Source organism: Martelella sp. NC20 (assembly GCF_013459645.1).
Lineage (GTDB): Bacteria > Pseudomonadota > Alphaproteobacteria > Rhizobiales > Rhizobiaceae > Martelella.
On sequence record NZ_CP054861.1, the window covers coordinates 4,098,441 to 4,118,373 of the forward strand.

The window sequence follows — 19,933 nt, forward strand, 5'->3', positions numbered from 1 at the left end:
GGTAAGCACGAAATTACCCAACCCTAAAGCAGGAGGAATTCTTATGGGCATTCCAGTCGAGAAAGACCCGAAAAAAGTGTATGATAATCCGTTGGGCACCGACGGCATTCCCTTTATCGAGTTCAGTGCAGTGGATATCAAGCCGATCGCGACCCTACTGGAAAAATGCGGATTCGAGCACATCGCCAATCACCGCCGCCATTCGGTTCAACTGTGGCGACAGGGCGAGATGGACGTATTGCTCAATGACGACGCTGAGACCTATGGCGTGAACTTCGCCAAGCTGCACGGCCCCTGCATTTCGGCCATTTCCTTCCGGATTGCCGACGAAAAGGTGTCCTGCGCCGCGGCGGCCGATAACGGCATCGTCTATTACGACGGCGATCGCGGCGTGTTGACCATCGGAGCGCCGGCCATGGACGGAATCGGCCACAGCCTTTTGTATTTAATGACGCGCGACACCGAGGAGCGCATCAAAGCCGAAGAATTTGTGCCGCTCTCAGGCGATAACTTGAAACAGGTCGAGGGCGCCGGCTTCAAACTCATCGATCACCTCACCCACAATGTGATGGCCGGCAATATGGAGCGCTGGGCCGCCTTTTACCGGAATGCCTTCAACTTCCGGGAAGTTTTTTATCTCGACACCAAAGGTCAGAGCACGGGTCTGAGAACACGCGCAATGAAAAGTCCGTGCAACCGAATCTGTATTCCGGTGAATGAGCCAACTGACGAAAAGTCGCAAATCCAGGAATACATCGACGCGTACAAAGGCGAAGGCGTGCAGCATCTCGCTTTTCTCAGCAATAATCTGAACGAAAGCATCGAACAGATTTCTGACAACGGTATTCCGCTGATGGAAATTCCCGACACCTATTATGGCGATATCGAGGGCCGCATGCCGGGCCATGGCCAAGATGTTGCACGGCTCAAATCCAACGGAATCCTGATCGATGGAGATCGTGATGAAAGCGGCGAATGGACCATCTTGCTCCAGCTGTTCTCGAAAAACCTGATCGGGCCGATCTTTTTCGAGTTCATCGAGCGGCGCGGCAATGAAGGGTTTGGCAACAACAATGCCAAGGCGCTGTTTGAAGCGATCGAGCGCGACCAGATCAAGCGGGGGGTCGTACAGGCTTCTTAGTCGGCAGAGCTCTGAAACAGTGGTTCTTGAATTTCTTTGATGGAGTATCTCATCGTGACGGAAAAAGTCGAACTCCGCCCTGACGCCATTTCGCTTGACTATAAAGTGCAAAGCGTCCCTGTGGAGCGGGTTGGCAATTCAACTGCACTTCCCCTGCCCCGCCTTGCCAAGGTGCAAAACGTGCTGAAGATGCGCGCGCGCGCCAAAAAGGCCATGCCACGGGCGATCTTCGACTTTATAGATGGTGCCGCCGAACAGGAAATTTCGCGCCGACGTAACCGCTCTCAGTTCGACAACTGGGGCTTCGTACACAGGGTGGGTGTGGATGTCAGCCGCATCGACATGTCGGTGGAACTGTTCGGCGACACGTATGATGCGCCATTCGGCATCGGACCTACAGGGCTTGCTGGTCTTGCCTGGCCCAAGGCTGAGACTTTAATCGCTCAAGGCGCCAAAGCCGCCAATATTCCGTTCTGCCTCAGCACCGTCTCGAGCGTGCGTCTTGAAGAAGTCGCTGAAAATGCCGGTGCGGGACTTTGGTTCCAGCTCTACATCTTTAAGGACAGAGGCCTTGCCCGAGAGCTTGTCAGCCGCGCCAAGCAGGCCGGTTACAAAGTTTTGGTCATCACCGTGGATTGCGCAACCGGGGGCAATCGCGAACGAGATCCAAAAAACGATTTCACCTTGCCCTTGCGTCCCACCATGCGTAGCGCACTCGACATACTGAGACGGCCTGGTTGGATCGGGCGGCTGCTGGCCAACGGCGCGCCCAAGCCTGAAAACATGGTGGAGGCGGCCGCAAAGGCTGCTCAAAACGCGCAGGGGCTTGTCGTGTTCATGAGCGAGCAACTCGACCCCTCGGTGACATGGCGCGAGGTAGAGGAATTCGTCGAACTCTGGGATGGACCGGTCGTCATCAAGGGTGTTCTGAGTGCCGAAGACGCTGGGACGGCAGTGAAGATCGGAGCTGATGGCTTCATATTGTCAAACCACGGAGGGCGACAGCTGGATGGTGCAGTGTCCTCCCTGCATGTTGTTGAAAGGGTGCGCGATGCCGTCGGACCTTCACCGACCATTTTCTGCGACGGGGGCTTCCGGCGCGGCGCCGATATTCTCAAAGCCAGAGCCTTGGGAGCGAATGCCGTACTGATGGGTCGCAACACACTTTATGGTGTAGGCGCCGCCGGTCGACCGGGCGTCGATCACGTCATTCACCTGTTGAAGACGGAAGTGGAACGGGCGCTTGTGCTCCTCGGCGTCCCGCGGGTCTCGGATCTTACGCGCGACCACTTGATGGATATGTCCCGGTTGCCGCCCGCGCCACTGAAGGCAGACTAGTTTTTAAAGGCGTACTTTGCGTGAGCATCACCCATATCGGTGAAAACCCTCTGATGTCGGACGTCACCATTCATAATGGCGTTGCGTATCTGTCCGGCCAGGTCGCGATGGAGGCCCGCGGCGCCCCGTTCGCAGACCAGGCACAGGCGATTTTCGCGCGCATCGACGATCTGCTCAAGCAAGCGGGAACAGATCGCTCGAAACTCCTGAACGTTTCAATATGGCTTGTCGACCTCGACGAATTCACTGAATTCAATACACTTTGGCAGGGCTGGCTGAAAGACGTCCGTCCCCCTGCAAGAGCGACTGTCGGTGCGCGACTTGTTATGCCCGGTCTCAAGCTCGAAATCCAGGTCACGGCGGCAGTGTAGATGCGCATCGCATGCTCACAACCACACGTGGATGGTGTATAGACGGATGACCGGATATGGATGGATACGCAAGATTAATTGACCACAATTGGAAATATCGTGAAGCAAGACAAGAATTCCCCTGCAAAGCCCGCCGAAAAAGTGTTTCATGGAGGTTCCGTCATCCTTAATCTCGATGACTGGATTCCTTATCAATTCTCATACATTTCCAATCAGACCTCGCTTTATCTCGAAGAACTCTACAATAGCCGGTTTGGGCTATCGGTGACCGGATGGCGCGTCATGGCGAACCTCGCCATTCACTCGCCGCTCTCCGCAAAAGAGGTCGCCGCACACACCGCCATGGACCAGGTACAGGTGACGCGTGCCATCAATCAGCTGCACAAGATCGGGATGATCAGCCGACGCACCGATTCGCATGACCGACGTAAGGTGGTGTTGCGCCTGAGCCAGCGCGGCGCAGAAGTTTATGCGACGATCGCGCCTTACGCGATTGAGATCGAGCGGCGGCTTCTCGCCGAGTTGAGCGCCGCCGAGGTCGAGACGTTGCGTAATCTGACGAGCAAGGTCGTCGCGGTCGCCAAGGAGGTTTTCAAAGAACAGGACGAAGACAATCCCAAGAAGTGACGCGCGGATACTTGTGTCACGGCATCGCACATCGACGGCACCGTCATCACCACAGGACCATTCGCTGCCAATGACGGACCACTTGTGATTTTCAATGGAGGAGAATATGAGGCGCCCGTCTAATCTCGATAAGTGTGTCGTCGAACTCTCCAAACTTCTCGGCGAGAGGCTTAGCACTTCGGCGGCAGTTCGAGAGCATCATGGCCATGGTGTTTCAGACCGACGTGGCATGGAGCCGGATGCCGTCGCCTTTGCCGATACGGCGAACGAGGTCTCGCGAATTACGGAAGCGTGCCATCGGCACAATGTGCCGATCATAGCATTTGGTGCCGGAACCTCGGTCGAGGATCAGGTCGCCGCGGCGCAAGGTGGCGTTTGCATAGACCTGTCACGCATGAACAATCTCGTCGAAATCAGGCCGCAGGATATGCTTGCGGTTGTGGAGCCGGGCGTAACCCGAAAAGCGCTCAATCAGGCCTTGCGCGACACGGGTCTCTTTTTCCCAATCGATCCAGGCGCGGATGCCTCGATCGGTGGCATGGCGGCGACCAGGGCTTCCGGCACCAACGCGGTGCGCTATGGAACGATGCGGGACAACGTGCTGGCACTAGAAGTCGTACTTGCGAACGGAACCATCATAAGGACCGGAAGCCGCGCGCAAAAATCCGCTGCAGGTTACGACCTGACCGGATTGTTCGTTGGCTCCGAAGGAACCTTGGGTGTCATCACCGAGCTGACCGTAAAACTCTACGGCATTCCCGAAGCGGTGAGCGTCGCCGTCTGCCCATTTCCCTCGCTGGTTCAGGCCGTGGACGCCGCCATAGGCATCAAACAATTGGGGCTTTCAGTTGCGCGGATGGAACTGATGGATACTGTGCAGATGCAAGCCAGCAATGCCTATTCGCACCTCTCGCACCCGCTTCAACCCTGCCTCTTTTTCGAGTTCCACGGCTCACCCGCCCATATCGCCGAACAATCTGAAATCGCCGGGTCTGTGTGCAAGGACTGTGGCGGAACCGAATTTACGGCGGCTGAACAGGCTGAGGAGCGAAACCGGCTTTGGACGGCGCGTCACGATGCATATTTTGCCGCAACCGCCTTGCGTCCGGGAGCACATGCGTGGCCAACAGATGTGTGTGTACCAATCTCGCAATTGGCACGATGTATTCAGGAGACGGCGGAAGACCTTGAGAAGGAGGGAATTCTTGCGCCCATCTGCGGGCACGTGGGAGACGGAAATTTCCACGCTTTATTGTTGCTGGACCCCGAGGATGCGGACGAAATGGCCCGCGCGGAAACCGTCAGCGCAAGACTGGTTGAGCGCGCCATCGCCATGGGCGGCACATGCACTGGCGAACATGGTGTCGGGCTTGGCAAGATGAAGTATATGCCCCTCGAGCACGGGCCAGCCTTGAGCGCGATGGCCGCGCTCAAGACAGCACTCGATCCAAAGGGCTTGCTGAACCCCGGCAAGATCATCCCGCACGACTATGTGGTTTCCATCTTGTAGCAGCGACGCTTCAACAAAGAAGGGTTAAAGATGATCACTCTTTATGACTATTGGAGATCTTCAGCCAGCTATCGTGTGCGGATCTCCTTGGGATTGGCTAACCTCGAATGGAAAACCGTATCGATAAATCTGGTCGACGATGAGCAGAAGGGCTCGGCTTACCTCGCCCGCAATCCGCAAGGCCTGGTACCTGCGATTGAAATAGACGGGAATGTTTTCACCCAATCACTTGCAATTATCGAGTATCTCGATGAAACGCGCGGCCTCAACCTGTTATCATCCAGTGCATCAGCGCGCGCCCGCATTCGTACCCTTGCCTATGCAATTGCCATGGACATCCATCCTGTCTGCAATCTGGGTCCCGCCCGCCATGCCGTGTCGCAATCCGACGGCGGGATCACCATGGAAAGCTGGATGCAAAGCTTCATCGGACCCGGTCTTGCCGCATTTGAAGCAATGCTCGACGATGGCGATTACTGCCACGGCACCAAAGTCAGCCTCGCAGATATTTGCCTGATGCCTCAGCTTTACAATGCCCACCGGTGGGGCGTGCCACTGGACGCTATGCCGAAGATTCGCCGTGTGGAGGCGCATCTTTCTTCCATACCCGCCTTTTCCGCTGCGCACCCTGACGACGTACGAAAAACCTGATGCCGACTCGTTTCGGCCAACATGTGGAATTCCGAAAGTCGAACTTGATCGCGGGCCTATGCACAGTCGAAACATCAACCGATTATGATGACCTTTAACGGATCGGATGTTAAAGCAACGGATTGGACATCTCGCCTCAACCTTTCTTGCTGAGGTGAAGGTTCACGACGGAGCGCTAAATCCTGTACCCCTGCGAAAATCTTTGAAAATCCTTCAGGGCGGCGCCAGTGTCGCTGTCTCTACGGGACAAAAGCAAAGTGAGCAAGAGGCGGGCTTTCACGCCATCCAACGATGCCGCAGACACCAGACCACGAGATGCCAAGTCCATTTCCGACCCTAAGAAGCCATAGGTGTTTCTCAGAGTCTCTCCCGCACCCACCCTTGAGACGATGACAACCGGCACGCTCTTTGCAATTTCTTCGAGCGCACTAGCAACTGCAACGTTGGTGTGGCCACCACCCAACCCGGCAATAACAACTCCATCAAATCCAAGATCAACGACGGCCCTAACCAGGCCGCCATCGTCTCCCAGCCAAGTGTTCAGCAATGCGACTTTCGCCGCCTTTTCGTTGAGGTGTGCAGTCGCGATATTACCAGGACGTGTCGGCGACCACGCCTTATAGGCCGCTTTTTCCGATATCCATCCCATTGGTCCGGTCATAGGCGAAGCAAATGCAGATGGAGATCCGGTATGCGCTTTGCGTACCCAAGCCGCCGCATGAACGCTGTCATTCAGGACGACGACAGTGCCCACATTTCCAAAAGTCTCCGTCGACGCAACCGTCACCGCCGCTAACAAGTTTGCGGGGCCGTCTGCACTCGGCAACGTCGGATTTCGCATCGCTCCGGTGACCACAACAGCACCCGCTGTGCCAACCAACAAATCCAGTACGTATGCGGTTTCCTCAATAGTATCTGTGCCCTGGACAACGACAACCCCGTCTGCGCCATCGCAATGCGCCTGTTCTATATCGGTTGCCAGCTGAAAGAGGTCTTCCACGCACAGGTGAGCGCCAGGTAAGTTGCGAAAAGAAACACACTCAATTTTTGCTAAAGTTTCGATACTTGGAACTGCGTCAATGATCTCTGTCACATCGAGCTGGGGTACAACCCCGATTGAAGAGGTCGCCGTAGACGCAATGGTGCCGCCCAAACCAAAAATTACGACCCGCTTCAAAAAGTATCTCCTCAACCGCCAAAAGTAGCAAATACCGCTGGTAGGGGTGTTACCACGGAGCGCTGACCTCGTCTGCGCTTCCAACAAAGTCCATTCGCGAAAGCCGCAATCATCTTGCATATAATGGGTAGAGTTGCCATGCTACAAGCGCTGAAACAAGAAGATAACCATACCATTTTGCGATAGGTGAAAGTAGTGGATCTGAAGGAATTGCGCTATTTTTTTGCCGTAGCCGAAGCTGGAAGCTTTAGCGCAGCCGCGCAACGAATAAACATCGCTCAATCTGCGCTCAGTCGACACATCAAGTTACTTGAGCACGATGTGGGTGGTGAACTGTTTACCCGGCTTCCGAGAGGAATCGCCCTGACTGAGGCGGGCAAAATTTTGTTTGAGCGCGCTCGCCGCATACTCGATGACGTATCTACTGTCCGCCAGGACCTGCAAACACACCACGGGGAATTGCGCGGTATCGCCAGTCTGGTGGCGCCATCCAGCTTGGCTACAATCTTATTCGAGCCCTTGGCCATTCACTTCCTGAAGAATTATCCAAACGTACAACTTCGGTTATCGGAGGGCTTGTCACCGGATGCATTGAACCGGGTGAGCCAGGGTGATTCAGAAATTGCAGTGGTTACCGAACCGCCAAGCAGTGACCACTGGAAATTGGAATTGCTCTTCCATGAACAAATACTCTTGCTGGCACCCGGTGGAACTCAAGACATACGCAAGAGACTGACACTCGATGAAGCAACTCGACTCCCTTTGATTACCTCTTCACAGGGCAAAAGATCAAAATTATTAGAGGCGTCGATTTCGGGACACGGCGCGATGGAACCCCCTGTTCAGATCGATAGTCTTTATCCGGTTCTCAAATTGGTCCAAAACGGCCATGGGTGTGCCATATTGCCTTCGTGTGCACTAGCCTTGGATGTCGCCAAGGACCTCCATGTTTCGGAAGTAACGGATTACAGTGTCACGAGGTGGATCGCCACATCGAGAGGACGCCCTCTCAGTCGCGCAAGCGAAGAACTGATTGCCGTACTCAGGTCAGAAGCCAAGACCCTGGAAGCGAAAGGACTCATTCGAACGCCCAACAAAAAGTACTGACGGTCTAGAGCTTGTTGGATTATGGCTGGCAACTGGGCCGGTGCCAGCTGCGTGGCAACCGGCAGTTCAGTGACGCATCCTGATGTGGCGAGAGAGTGTTCAGAGTGAGATTTGCCCTCCGCCCGGCGCCGCAAACGAATGTCTAATCGTCCCATCCTGTGTTTACGTGTGGCACCGACCAGTTTTCTACAGCCATAGGCTCAAGTTTGGGCTTTCCCTGTCAACGGCGGCGTAAAAACCGGCCACGGGGCGGAGCAAAAGTCGGCCACTTTGGACGCCGGTATGAGACCCGCGGGAGGGCGTAGCCCGAGCGGGGGTCTCATACCGGCGTAGCGATTTTCTGAAGGGTTTCAGCCAGCCTTTCTGGCGCGGCTTTGGGCGAGACGATAGCTGTCGCCATTCATTTCGAGAATGTTGACGTGGTGGGTGACGCGGTCGAGCAGAGCGCCAGTCAGTCGCTCGGATCCCAGGATTTCTGTCCATTCGTCAAAGGGCAGATTGCTGGTGATCAGGGTGGCGCCCCGCTCATAGCGTTGCGAGATCAACTCGAACAGCAGCTCCGCGCCGGTCTTTGACAACGGCACGAAGCCAAGTTCGTCGATGATCAGCAGCTTGTATCCTGCCATCTGCTTCTGGAAACGTAGGAGACGCCGCTCGTCACGGGCCTCCATCATCTCGCTGACCATGGCAGCTGCTGTGGTGAAGCCAACGGACAGGCCCTTCTGGCAGGCGGCCAGGCCAAGGGCGAGCGCTATGTGCGTCTTCCCGGTTCCGCTGGGGCCGAGAGCGATGACGTTCTCGCGACGCTCGATCCATTCGCAGCGGGCCAGTTCCAGCACCTGCATCTTGTTGAGCTTCGGTATGGCGGTAAAATCGAAACTGTCGAGGCTTTTGACAACCGGGAATTTGGCTGCCTTGATACGGCGCTCGACCTTGCGGCGATCCCGTTCGATCATTTCCCGCTCGGCAAGCCGGGTGAGGTATCCGATATGATCAACGCCCTCGGTGGCGCAAAGCCGGGCCAGTTTCTGATACTCCCGCTGGAAGGTCGGCAGCTTCAGGCTCTTGAGGTCGTGGGCAAGCAGGATCTCGGGTGCTTCGGTGCTCATGCCGCTTCTCCCTTCCCCGATGACAGGAGGCCCATATACGCCTTCGCCGATGTCGTCTCCACGGTTGCTCTCGGCAGGTAGGGATAGATCGACAGATCAAGTCGCGGCGGCCGGCGCTCCACCCGGCAAAGAATCAGATGTTTGACGGCGTCGAAGCCGATCGCACCGAGATGAATGGCTTGCTTGATCGCCGCATGCAGGTCAGCCATATCGAAGCTTTCCAGCAGTCGAAGAACCTGCACGTATTCTCGCCGGCCATGCTTTGCCATGCGGCCTTCCATCAGACGGCACAGTGTCGCGAACTCCTCCGGCAGATCCCAGCCCTGCAAAGGGGCTGCCTGATCCAGCGCATTGATCTTCTGCTCGATCAGCGGCAGGTAATGCACAGGGTCGAAGATGACATCCTCCCGATCAAAGCTCCTGGGATGGCGGGCGATGATCTCGCCGCGGCAACCAATCACCACCTTGTCGACATAGCCTCGGACCCAGACGTCCTGGTGACCGTAGGCGACGGGTACGGAATAGTCGTTCGTCTTGTAGCGAACGAGAGACTGTGCCGTGACCCTGGCGCTGGCCTGATCGCAGGCGTCAAATGGGGAGGCTGGCAAGGACTGCATGGCAGCCAGATCACGCTGCAGCCGTTCACCGATCATCTCGCTCTCACCACGCAGCCTGTCGCGCTGGCGCTTGCGGCACTGTTCTTCCAGAAAGGCATTGAACGCATCCCACGTTGGAAACTGCGGGATGGGGACCATGAAGTTACGCCGCGCATAGCCCACGAGGCCCTCGACATTCCCCTTGTCATTACCCTTTCCGGGGCGGCCATAGCGATCCCGGATCAGATAATGGGACAGGAACCCGCTGAACAGTGTTGCCCGCTTGCGCGTGCCATCAGGCAGGATCTTCGCCACAAGGCAGCGGTCATTGTCATAGACGATTGATGGAGGCACGGCCCCGAAGAAGGCGAACGCATGGACGTGGCCATCGACCCAAGCCTCGGCTACCGCCGCCGGATAAGCCCGCACATAGCAACCGTCGCTATGCGGAAGATCGAGTACGAAGAAATGGGCTTTCTGCTCGACACCTCCGATCACGACCGTCGCCTCACCGAAATCGGCCTGCGCATGGCCGGGCGGATGAGAAAGCGGCACGAAGACTTCCTGACGGCGCTGTTCCCGCTCCCGGATATAGCCCTTGATAATCGTATAGCCGCCGGTGAACCCGCACTCATCACGAAGCCGGTCAAACACACGCTTGGCTGTATGGCGCTGTTTGCGCGGTACGTGTCTGTCTTCGTCCAACCAGTGGTCGATCGTTGAAACGAACGCGTCCAGCTTCGGCCGCCGGACCGGTGATTGTCGCTGATAGCCAGGAGGCGTCGAATACGACAACATCTTCGCTACGCTGTCGCGGGATATGTTGAAGTGCTTGGCTGCCTGACGTCGGCTCATCCCTTCCGAGACGGCCAGACGAACCTTCAGATAAAGTTCCACGGTGTAGATCCTCTGTCCCTCCTGCGCTCATTGCAGAAGGAAAATAGGTGGCCGGATTTTACTCCGCCCGCGGACGAATTATTCCGCCGCTTCCGTGGCCGACTTTTGCACCGCCGTTCTCAACAAAGCCGACCATGACCAGGACGATACCTTGAATCATTGGAATATCCTGCTGGCGCACAGCAGTGATAGCGAGTGACCCCAGACCATTGATGGCAAAGACCTGCTCAATGATAAGCGCCCCGCCAAGCAAGATCGTTATCTGGAAAGACAAGACCGAGACCACAGGAATGAGCGCATTTTTGAGAGCGTGCCGGATGATGACCCGGCGCGAAGAAAGACCTTGCGCACGCGCCGCCCGCACATAGTCCATTTGCAGGACACCGACCATTGCCGAGCGGACCTGACGCGCCAGCGCTGCGCTGGTGCTGAGGCCGAGGGCGACTGCTGGAAGGGTAATCGAGCGTAGCCATTCCCATGGAGACACGTTTATCGGTGTGAAGCCCGTGGCTGGAAACCATCGCAGCGTAACGGCGAATCCCGCGGCGAGCAGAATACCGAACCAGAAATTGGGAATCGCTTGACCGAGTGTAGCGCCTACAGTTGCCAAGCGGTCGATAAGAGAACCCGGATTGAGCGCCGCGGCAATGCCCGCAGGAATCCCGACGATGATCGAAATCAGCGCCGATACAATAGTGAGGGACAAGGTCACAGGAAGTCTCTGTGTGACCGCTTCACTGACTTTCACACTGTTGAAAAACGATGTGCCCAGATCACCTTGGAGTGCGGAGCCGAGCCAGTTTACATAGCGGGTCACGACAAAATCGTTCAGACCAAGTTGCTCGCGCATCTGCTCGCGCTGTTCCATCGACCCCTCTTCACCGAGTATCAAGTCTACGGGGTCACTGGGAAGCATCGAGGTAAAGGAAAAAGACAGGACGGACACCAGAAACATCAGAGGCAGAAGTGCCAAAAGTCTCTGAATAATTAACCTGCTCACGTGTCCGCCCTGCCCTATTAATGATCAGTTGTCGACACGAAGTCCGCGCAGGTAAGGAGAATCTTCGTTCGGCCGGAAAACAACCGTCTCGTTGTTGGCGATGGCGTCACTGACCCCGAAAAGCAAAGGCGCAAACGTGATATACATCATGTATGAATCCTCGCTCATATTCTCCACGAGTTCCCAATAGTGCTGAGCGCGCGCATCGAAATCCGTCGATTCAGTGCCTGCCTTGCCGATGGCCAATTGCTCGTCGGTCGGCTTTACCTTGAACGGATTAAACAGACCGTCCTCGTTCACATAGAACGACATCAGAAACAACGGATCTCTTGCACTTACCCAGGACAAGTTGGTTGCCGGGAAATCGGTAGTCTGACTGCGGCGGGCCAATGTGCCCGGTTCGACCGGAACGATGTTCATCTTGATATTGATCTCGCGGAGGAACCCGGCAATCGCCTCCAAGCGTGGCTGGTAGACGGGAATGCTGGGCATGTCGAACTCAAAACCGTTCTCATAACCAGCTTCCTGCATCAGTTCGTTGGCTTTTCCCACGTTGTACTCCTAAGGGGCACCCAGGTTGGGATTGTAGGCCCAGCTTCCTTCAGGGAAGGGCTGGTATGCCGGAACCGATAGGCCGAAATCGATCGCCTGCGAGAAACCTTCCCTATCCATGGCGAAGTTCATCGCCTGCCGAACTCGCTTGTCGGCGAAAGCGGGGATAACTGTGCCGTCCCGGTCCGAAATGGTGACATGATAGGTTAGACCGGACTTGTTCTTGATCAGCTTCAAACCGGGCGTTTTGTCGATGATCGCCGATTGGGGATTTGCAAGCCAGAGACCGAGGTCAATCTGACCGGTCTTGAGAGCATTCAACCGCGCGGTGTTATCCGGAATTTCCCAGACTTCTAAGCGTTCAAGTCCAATTTCATTCTGATCATAATATTTCGGGTTCGGCGTATACACGCGCACTTCGCCCTCACGTGACTCGGCGACATTGTAGACGTAGGGACCGGTTCCAACCGGATTGCGGTCGATTGCTGGGTCCTGAAGTGCCTTTGGGCTGATCATCATGCCGCCCGTGCCGGCCAAGTCACGAAGAAGCGACGGCGCTGGGCTGCTCAAGGTCAATTTGACGGTGAACTCGTCAGCTGCGGTCGCTTCGGCAATCGGCTTGACCGCAGGATTGATGCCTTTTTGCTTGGTGTCATTGATGTTGGCGACAACTGCTTCAGCGTTAAAGGGGTCGCCGTCGCTGAACATTACGTCGTTACGCAATTTAATTGTTACATCGAGACCATCAACTTCGTAGCTTGAGGCCAGAAAAGGCACGACCTTATCTTCTGCAGTTACTTCAAACAGCGTTTCGTAGACAGGCCGCAGATAAGGTATTCCGCCGCCGCTGTGGCTATGCGGGTCATAGGTGATCAGTTTCACCTGATCGGAAAATTTCAAAACTCCCGAAGGCTCTGCGTTGGTGGGCACTGCCCCTACGCCGAGGGCCAGTGCTACTGCGGCTGGCAAAAGAAATTTTGACATCAAATTTGTCATTACAGTCCTCCCTGCAATATCGCCGGCAACAACCCGACACAGAATTCAAATCCACATATGCAAAAATCTGTCGGCCGCGATGTCTCCAACATCTCAACACCGATTGAACCCACAAACGTCAGTCCAACATTGCCGCCGAAAACATGTTTCGTATCTTATGCCAGCCAGCGTTAGTCGGGCCAATTGAGACCTCCTCGTGGCGAGCATATCTAAACGGTCTTGTTAGTGCACTTTATGTTTTGTAAACGTTCCTGTTAGCCAACGTAATAACCAGTTTTAGCTCTGGCGTGCTAAGGCAAGTATAGGCGGGCGGACAAGTTTAGGCGTATTCATGCTCACCAGTGAATTTTGGCAAACGCACAAAATGTCGAGAATTCAGTTGAATGACCCAAAATTTTAATTTTCAAAATGAGAATGATAAGGTTGTTGCCGACTGTCCTAGCGGATCGTTGTGCGGGAATGCCGCAGGAGACATCGCGATCTTCAAAGGCATTCCCTATGCGCTGCCGCCGACAAAGAATGCGCGCTGGCGTCCACCATCTCCCGTGCGGGGTTGGACAGGTGTTCGCGATGCAACCCAATTCGGGCCGGCCTCGGTGCAGCCGCCACGCTGGCCAAGGAGCATTTTTGCCAGCGAGCTGCCGGGGGAGTGCGAAGACTGTCTTTCCTTGAACATTTGGGCACCGAAAAACGCATCAAATGCTCCAGTGATTGTGTGGATACATGGCGGCAGTCTTGTGTGGGGATCGAGCTCAGAAAAAATCTACGATGGCGAGAAGTTGGCAGGGCGCGGGATTGTCGTGGTTTCGATCAATTATCGACTGGGTATTCTGGGCTTTCTTGCTCATCCACAATTGAGCGCGGAGTCGGAAAGCGGCGTTTCAGGTAACTACGGACTCCTTGATCAGATGGAGGCATTGCGTTGGATCAAGCGTAATATTTCCTCGTTTGGGGGTGATCCGGCGAACATCACGGTCATGGGTGAATCGGCGGGCGCGTTAAGTGTGATGTATCTGCTCGCGTCTCCTTTGGCGCGAGGCTTGTTCGACAAAGCGATCGTTCAAAGTGGCTACATGCTCTCAACCCCCCATCTCAACGAGGACCGCTTCGGAACGAAATCAGCTGAGGATATGGGTGAGGAATTCTGCGCAAGGCTCGGCGCCAAAAATATTGACGAACTGCGCGTAATGGACGCGGCATCAGTTGCTCTCGCTGCGCGCGACGAAAACTATACCTGCCTCGGCACAGTTGATGGTCATGTCCTGCCGCGACAACTCGTTGAAATCTTTGAACGCGGTGAACAGGCGGCCGTGCCCTTGATGGCAGGTTTCAATCGCGACGAGGCGTCGATCTTTCCCTTTATGATTCCGGAAGTGCCGGATACGGCGCACGCATATGAAGAGAAAATGCACGCTGCCAACCGCTCATTGGCCGAACGCTATCTCGCCGTTTACCCGTCAGGAGATATCAAAGAGGCACTGCGCGAGGTCGCGCGCGATGCGGTTTATGGCTGGCCGACGGAAAAGATCGTGCGCAGCCAGACTGCACTGGGCCTTCCAGCTTACATGTACTTCTACGACCACAGCTATGCGGGGGCACGCGCCGCCGGACTGGACGTTTTTCACGGCAGCGAATTGCCGTTACTGTTCGGAACATCCGACAGAACACCCCCTAAATGGCCGGTGATGACTGCGACGCCGCAAAGCGATGCGATGAGCACAGGTCTAATGGATTACTGGACAAGTTTTGCTGCCGATGGACAGCCTGTATCCTCTGGCAACGCTGCATGGCAGCCCTATGGCTCCGACCGAATCTACATGCATTTCGCAGAGCGGCCGATTGCGCGAAAGCATCTGCTGCCGGGTATGTTCGAGCTCCTTGACGACGACGTTAGTCGGCGGCGTGCATCCGGCAACGTTGCCTGGAACTGGAATTTTGGAATCGCCGCTCCTAGAGCCCTTCCAGAGTAAGCGGAAGCGGCTTTTCTCCCCGGGCTTGATCCAGGGAACAGAAGCGCGATTGAGTGGGAGCTTAGAGCGTTCGCTTTGAGTCCATCAAAACGTTAACGGTTATATCCACCCATGACAGACCAAATCGCCGAAATCGCGTGCTGCGGCGCGCGATCAGAAGTGCGAGAGCACGATGCAATAAGGTCATGAAGACTTAACGATGCCGTCCGAAATCAGGGCTTCGATCTCCCGGCGGGCAAATCCCATAGATTGCAGGATTTCAACTGTGTGTTCGCCACGCTTGGGAGGCGCGCGGTCGATCTTCGGCCCACCGCTCGCCATTTTAAATCCAACGCCGGGAACAGTCACCTGTTTGCTCAAGCCATCGATTGGTGGGGTTGGCCAGACAACCTCTCGGGATTGCAGGTGCGGATGATGAAGAATTTCTGGCAATGTTCGCACACGGCCCGCCGGAACACTCGCATCCGACAAAATGCGCTCCCAATGCTCCGCCGGGTGCGTTGCGAAAGCGTCTTTGAGTAATGGAGCGAATTCATCGCCCATTTCCGGGTAGTCTCCCCAATTTGACAAACGGGGGTCCGCGGCCAATTCATCCAGGCCAAGGGATTTCAGCATGGCGACTGCTTGTTTTTGGGTGTTCGCTGTTGTTGCCAGCAAGCCATCGCTGGTTTCGAATATGCCGGAAATCGGACTGCCGCTGAACGCCCTTGTACCGCCGGGCCTATTGAGATCTCCGGTGATCGCGACCTCTGTCAAAAGTTGCCCCATTATGATCAGCGCTGCGTCAAGCATTGCAACGTCGATGCGCTGTCCCTGCCCCGTACGCTGCCGGTGAAAAAGTGCTGTGGCAATGGAAAATGCCGCAAATAATCCGGTGACGTAATCGATGATGGCGAAACCGACGCGATGAGGCTCACCGGTCAATGTTTTGTTAGCCGCCATCATACCGGAAAACGCTTGAACGACATGGTCATAAGCAGGACGATTTGAAAGTTCGCCTTCTTGGCCGAACCCGGTCATCGAAGCATAAATGATATCGGGTTTGCGGGCCTTGACCGCATCGGCGGAAAATCCAAGCCGGTCCATGGCGCCGGGCCGGTAATTTTCGACAAACACGTCCGCTGTGTCGATCAGTTTCCAAAGTATCTGCTTGCCTTCTTCGGTTTTTAGATCCACCGCCAACGATCGCTTGTTGGCATTCTGAGAAATGAAAGCCAGACCCAATTCCGCATCGTTGAATTCCTTGTTGGGGCCCATTTTGCGTGAAACGTCGCCACCAGTCGGGGGCTCAATTCTGATCACGTCGGCGCCGAGCAAGGCAAGCTGATAGCTACAAAACGGGCCCGCCAAGACGTGAGAGGTATCGATAATCCGGATTCCCTCAAATGGTCGAGATAAATTTTTACTCTCAGGCAATGAGCTGGAAGTGGTCTTCATATCCATGAAAAAGCTTCTCTGTTTAGTGGCCTGCAGCTGAAAAGGACGGACGCGGCAAATACGATGCCTGGGCTGCGTCGAGCTGATAAATTCGGCGGGCCGTTTCGCTCAGCAATGATTGCCGTTCCCGGGCGGAATAGTAGCCGGCCATGATTTTGTACGCGTTCCACAATGTCGTGAAACTCAGGGACACACTGTCGACCGGAAAATTGCTTTCGAACATGCAACGTTCCGCACCCAACGCATGCACGGCATATAGAAAATAGCGTCCTCGCTCACGAACAAACTCCTCTGACGAGGGCGGGCGTGGTCGCGAGGCGGCATCGTACTCGGTGACCGGAGACGCCATACCGCCGAGCTTCATGATTATATTGTTGAACCCTGCGAGCGCATCTATGCCGCGCGCCCATTCGTCGAAGACCGCTTCATCCGCTTCCTGACCGCGGCCATAGCCTATTGGAGTGCCCAGATGGTTCACGATAAATGTGGTTCCTGGCGTCTCTCTGACGAGTGCAACCAATTCATGGAGCTGAAGGTGGAACTGGAATGCTTCGAATGCCAGGCCGCGCTCACCAAGGCGCGCGACACCGCGCCGAAATGCAGGGTCAGCGTAGATTCCAGGCCTTGCTGCGCCCGCCAGAAGACGCGCAGCCGGGTTTTCGAGCCGCGCAGCGCTATGGCGAATTGACCTGACGAGACCTCCCCCGGTATCGACATAGAGATCCAAGATGGCATCCAACTCCGCGTGAGCCAGATCAGCATGGGCCGAGATTGCGCCGAGACGCGGTCTGTCTGAACCGTCACCCAGCGATTTTGCGAGTTCAAGCGCGAAGTTGATTTCTCCGACCGGCCGCAAGTGATCGGGCCCATCGGTTTGGTATCCTGAGCCACACTCGATATAAACGAAGTCTGTCAATCTGTGTCCACTCTGCACATCGCGCAAAAACTCATCGGCCAAATATCGGCTCGTGCGTAATTTCCGCGTCGGATCGGCTGGGTCTGCCACTTCATGTTCAATCCAGAAATGGAAATGGGGATCGACAATTTCCCAATCCGGCTCGAGCGCGGCTTCGGCGCAAAGCTCCCACCACCCGGTACGTGCGCCCATTAATCCGACCCATCGCTCTCGCTGCTGCGGCGTCATGCAGATGTTTCCTCCCGTACTGCTGGATGCTCAGCGACCGGATGGGTACTTTCACGCACCCCCTCCCTGAAGGTGAACATTATGTTGATACAGCTGTAATCGGTAGTTAAATTTCATTAGGTTAGCCTTTTGAAATACTGAAACCTGAGGGAAGCCAATGGATTTGAGGCAAATACGATACTTTGTCGCGGCATGCGAAAATGGCTCGATGAGCGCCGCCGCAATTAGACTGAATTGTACCGCGTCGGGCGTCAGTCAACAGATGAGCACGCTCGAAGGACGATTGAAGGTCACTCTGCTCGAACGCACGCGTAGAGGTGTGACTCCGACGGCGGCCGGGCGCCGGTTCTATAATCGTTGTCTTGCTATACTCAAGGCGGTCTCGGAAGCGGAAATCGAGATGGAGGACTTCGATGCCGGGCTCAGCGGATCTGTTTCAGCGGGTTTTGTACCTGGCCTTGCAAAATCCGTACTGCCTCAGGCATTAGTCCGCTTCACGCGCGAATTTCCACGTGTTGATGTCAATATCGCCAGCGGCTCCGCCGATACTCTGGTGGCGGCAGCCTCGAACGGCGATCTCGACTTTTACGTAGGGCAGTATATATCCCGCCAAATCGGCCTCACCGACACGATGATCGGAAAATTTCCGATCGCTCTGATATCCGGAGCGCGACGCGGTTTCACGCAAATGAAGCCGATGCGTCTTGATGACGTGCCCCCCCTCAATATGTTTCTGCCCTCGGCAATGCACAGCCTCCGACCGAAGATCGAGGAGGCGGTTCGGCATGGCGAAATCGCCACGGATCGGACGATATCAATATCCAGTTTGTCAGCGGGGCTTGAATTCCTGAGCCAGACTGATTGGTCGTCAGTCCTGCCTTATTGGATCGGTCTTCAGGAAATCGGCAATAGCAGATTGATCGTAAACCCCATAACCTTTCCAGTGTTGCACGTTGAGGTGTCCTTAATTCATCTAGCCAGCCAACCTTTGTCACGTCCCGCGCAAAAACTTTACAGTTACTTCTTGCAGGAACTGAAAAAAAGCGAGGAGGAATGGCGCCGCATAGTCGATCCAGCTTTAAGTGCCGGTAATGGATTAGTTTAGAAGAAATAAGTATGTGGGGGTAGTCAACTGCGATTAATGTCCTGTGCCATGGAGGCGTTTTTTAGGGACGCGCACAAGCGTGACCTTGGAAACCTACGACGCGCCAAATAGCAGGGGAGCTCAAGGCTCTCGTAATGTCGTTGGAGGACGACGGGAGGAATTAAAATGAAATTTAGAAAAAGCACCGCCTGTGCGTTGGCATTGGCGGCTATTGTCGGGCTTCAGGCTCCAATTTCGACGGTCGCCGCAGAAATCGAACTTAAAATGCAGTTTGCGTCACCAGACGGTACGCCTTGGAATGATATGGACCGGCGGTTCGCAAAGCAGATCGAAGAGATCACCCACAATCGCGCCGAAGTGCGGTTCTTTCCCCCTAACTCGGTAACCCCATTTGGTGATTGGCTTCAGGCCACTGGATCAGGCGTGCTCGATCTAGGTTTCGTGTGGCACCCGGTGCTTCAGGGTAAATTTGTGCCGATGGAGTTGTTTGGACTGCCAGGCCTTTCGCCCAACCAGACCATTGCAACGACCGTTTACTGGCGACTTCGCGACGAATTTCCGGAAATGACTAATTTATTCAAACCCGAGGACAACGTCGTCGAACTCGCCACCTTTGTGGCTATGGGCGCGCACTTGCACACAAAAGAACCAATTCGCGAGCTGTCAGCCATCAAAGGCAAGGTTTTCGGCGCTCAGGATGCGGCAGGCGTCAAAGTGCTCGAAGAATTGGGTGCTAGCGCAACAGTTATGGTTGGTTCCGACGCCTATCTTGCGATGCAACGCGGGGCGATCGACGGTGTGCTAGCAGCATGGGGCTGGGTCAACAACTTCAAGCTCAACGAAGTGACGGAATATCACACGTTACTGAATCTCAACCCCGGCACCTACTCGACCGTGATGAACAAGGATACATACGATAAACTATCGGACGAAGAAAAAGCGCATCTCGCCGATGTGACACCGATGTATTTTTTCTACAACACCACCAACAGTGCGGCTGCGGCCACCTCCAGCATTCCGGCTGAGAAGATCATCTCCCTCAGTTCGGAAGACCAAGCGTCTCTGACCGCGCAGATGCAGCCCCACTGGGCTGAATGGGTCGCCAAAGCTGATGCGGCCGGTCTGCCCGGACAGAAAATTCTCGACGAAGCCGCCTGGCTTATGAAGCTCTACGATCAGAACTAAATCGAGCGTATCCCACCAGG

18 protein-coding genes are annotated in these 19,933 nt (G+C 55.4%); 10 read left to right on the plus strand and 8 right to left on the minus strand.

Annotated elements, in window-relative coordinates; translation table 11 throughout:
* The first annotated feature begins 43 nt into the window (after nucleotides 1-43).
* The 6 genes from hppD (at nucleotide 44) to maiA (ending at nucleotide 5,638) form a co-directional block, all read left to right on the plus strand.
* A complete protein-coding gene (gene hppD, locus HQ843_RS19660; protein WP_180901587.1) occupies nucleotides 44-1,141 on the plus strand; it encodes a 4-hydroxyphenylpyruvate dioxygenase in 1,098 nt (365 codons plus the stop codon).
* A gap of 39 nt (nucleotides 1,142-1,180) precedes the next feature.
* The gene (locus tag HQ843_RS19665) at nucleotides 1,181-2,479 is read left to right on the plus strand and encodes an alpha-hydroxy acid oxidase (protein ID WP_180901586.1); all 1,299 of its coding nucleotides are present in this window, start codon (nucleotides 1,181-1,183) and stop codon (nucleotides 2,477-2,479) included.
* A gap of 20 nt (nucleotides 2,480-2,499) precedes the next feature.
* On the plus strand, nucleotides 2,500-2,850 hold the full coding sequence (locus tag HQ843_RS19670) for a RidA family protein (protein WP_246710167.1): 351 nt from the start codon (nucleotides 2,500-2,502) through the stop codon (nucleotides 2,848-2,850).
* Between the two features lie 99 nt (nucleotides 2,851-2,949).
* Nucleotides 2,950-3,477 (plus strand): MarR family winged helix-turn-helix transcriptional regulator, encoded by a 528-nt coding sequence (locus tag HQ843_RS19675; RefSeq protein ID WP_180901585.1) that lies wholly within the window; start codon nucleotides 2,950-2,952, stop codon nucleotides 3,475-3,477.
* Between the two features lie 106 nt (nucleotides 3,478-3,583).
* Entirely contained in the window at nucleotides 3,584-4,987 is a 1,404-nt protein-coding gene (locus tag HQ843_RS19680) for an FAD-binding oxidoreductase (protein ID WP_246710168.1), read from the plus strand.
* A gap of 30 nt (nucleotides 4,988-5,017) precedes the next feature.
* Nucleotides 5,018-5,638, plus strand: a complete 621-nt coding sequence (maiA, locus tag HQ843_RS19685) for a maleylacetoacetate isomerase (RefSeq protein WP_180901583.1) — start codon at nucleotides 5,018-5,020, stop codon at nucleotides 5,636-5,638.
* 175 nt (nucleotides 5,639-5,813) lie between these two features.
* Here the strand turns inward: maiA and HQ843_RS19690 are convergent, their stop codons facing one another.
* A complete protein-coding gene (locus HQ843_RS19690) occupies nucleotides 5,814-6,815 on the minus strand; it encodes an asparaginase (protein WP_210275314.1) in 1,002 nt (333 codons plus the stop codon).
* A gap of 195 nt (nucleotides 6,816-7,010) precedes the next feature.
* Between HQ843_RS19690 and HQ843_RS19695 the strand changes: the two genes are divergently transcribed.
* A complete protein-coding gene (locus tag HQ843_RS19695) occupies nucleotides 7,011-7,922 on the plus strand; it encodes a LysR family transcriptional regulator (RefSeq protein WP_180901581.1) in 912 nt (303 codons plus the stop codon).
* Between the two features lie 350 nt (nucleotides 7,923-8,272).
* On the opposite strand, the gene istB is transcribed toward HQ843_RS19695, so the two are convergent.
* From istB to HQ843_RS19720, 5 genes are read right to left on the minus strand one after another with little or no spacing between them, the layout of a single operon-like run.
* Nucleotides 8,273-9,031: an IS21-like element helper ATPase IstB gene (istB, locus tag HQ843_RS19700; protein ID WP_180899036.1), complete on the minus strand. Its 759-nt coding sequence runs from the start codon at nucleotides 9,029-9,031 to the stop codon at nucleotides 8,273-8,275.
* Nucleotides 9,028-10,524 carry an IS21 family transposase gene (istA, locus tag HQ843_RS19705; protein ID WP_180899035.1) on the minus strand — a complete coding sequence of 499 codons (1,497 nt, stop codon included), beginning with the start codon at nucleotides 10,522-10,524 and terminating at the stop codon, nucleotides 9,028-9,030. Before istA ends, istB begins: the two co-directional genes overlap by 4 nt.
* A gap of 58 nt (nucleotides 10,525-10,582) precedes the next feature.
* Entirely contained in the window at nucleotides 10,583-11,524 is a 942-nt protein-coding gene (locus HQ843_RS19710; protein WP_256432924.1) for an ABC transporter permease, read from the minus strand.
* Between the two features lie 24 nt (nucleotides 11,525-11,548).
* Nucleotides 11,549-12,076 carry a periplasmic substrate-binding domain-containing protein gene (locus HQ843_RS19715; RefSeq protein WP_180901579.1) on the minus strand — a complete coding sequence of 176 codons (528 nt, stop codon included), beginning with the start codon at nucleotides 12,074-12,076 and terminating at the stop codon, nucleotides 11,549-11,551.
* A gap of 9 nt (nucleotides 12,077-12,085) precedes the next feature.
* Nucleotides 12,086-13,072: an ABC transporter substrate-binding protein gene (locus HQ843_RS19720; RefSeq protein ID WP_180901578.1), complete on the minus strand. Its 987-nt coding sequence runs from the start codon at nucleotides 13,070-13,072 to the stop codon at nucleotides 12,086-12,088.
* A gap of 383 nt (nucleotides 13,073-13,455) precedes the next feature.
* Between HQ843_RS19720 and HQ843_RS19725 the strand changes: the two genes are divergently transcribed.
* Nucleotides 13,456-15,042, plus strand: coding sequence for a carboxylesterase/lipase family protein (locus tag HQ843_RS19725; RefSeq protein ID WP_180901577.1), 1,587 nt, complete (start codon nucleotides 13,456-13,458; stop codon nucleotides 15,040-15,042).
* Nucleotides 15,043-15,225: 183 nt separating this feature from the next.
* Here HQ843_RS19725 and HQ843_RS19730 read toward each other — a convergent pair whose 3' ends face one another.
* Complete coding sequence (locus HQ843_RS19730; protein ID WP_180901576.1) at nucleotides 15,226-16,485, minus strand: CaiB/BaiF CoA transferase family protein; 1,260 nt, start codon at nucleotides 16,483-16,485, stop codon at nucleotides 15,226-15,228.
* A 16-nt stretch (nucleotides 16,486-16,501) separates the two neighbouring features.
* Nucleotides 16,502-17,623, minus strand: coding sequence for an amidohydrolase family protein (locus HQ843_RS19735; protein WP_180901575.1), 1,122 nt, complete (start codon nucleotides 17,621-17,623; stop codon nucleotides 16,502-16,504).
* Nucleotides 17,624-17,780: 157 nt separating this feature from the next.
* Here HQ843_RS19735 and HQ843_RS19740 point away from each other — a divergent pair, with 157 nt between their 5' ends.
* On the plus strand, nucleotides 17,781-18,728 hold the full coding sequence (locus tag HQ843_RS19740; RefSeq protein WP_180901574.1) for a LysR family transcriptional regulator: 948 nt from the start codon (nucleotides 17,781-17,783) through the stop codon (nucleotides 18,726-18,728).
* A 165-nt stretch (nucleotides 18,729-18,893) separates the two neighbouring features.
* Complete coding sequence (locus HQ843_RS19745; RefSeq protein WP_180903284.1) at nucleotides 18,894-19,913, plus strand: TRAP transporter substrate-binding protein; 1,020 nt, start codon at nucleotides 18,894-18,896, stop codon at nucleotides 19,911-19,913.
* Nucleotides 19,914-19,933 lie beyond the last annotated feature (20 nt).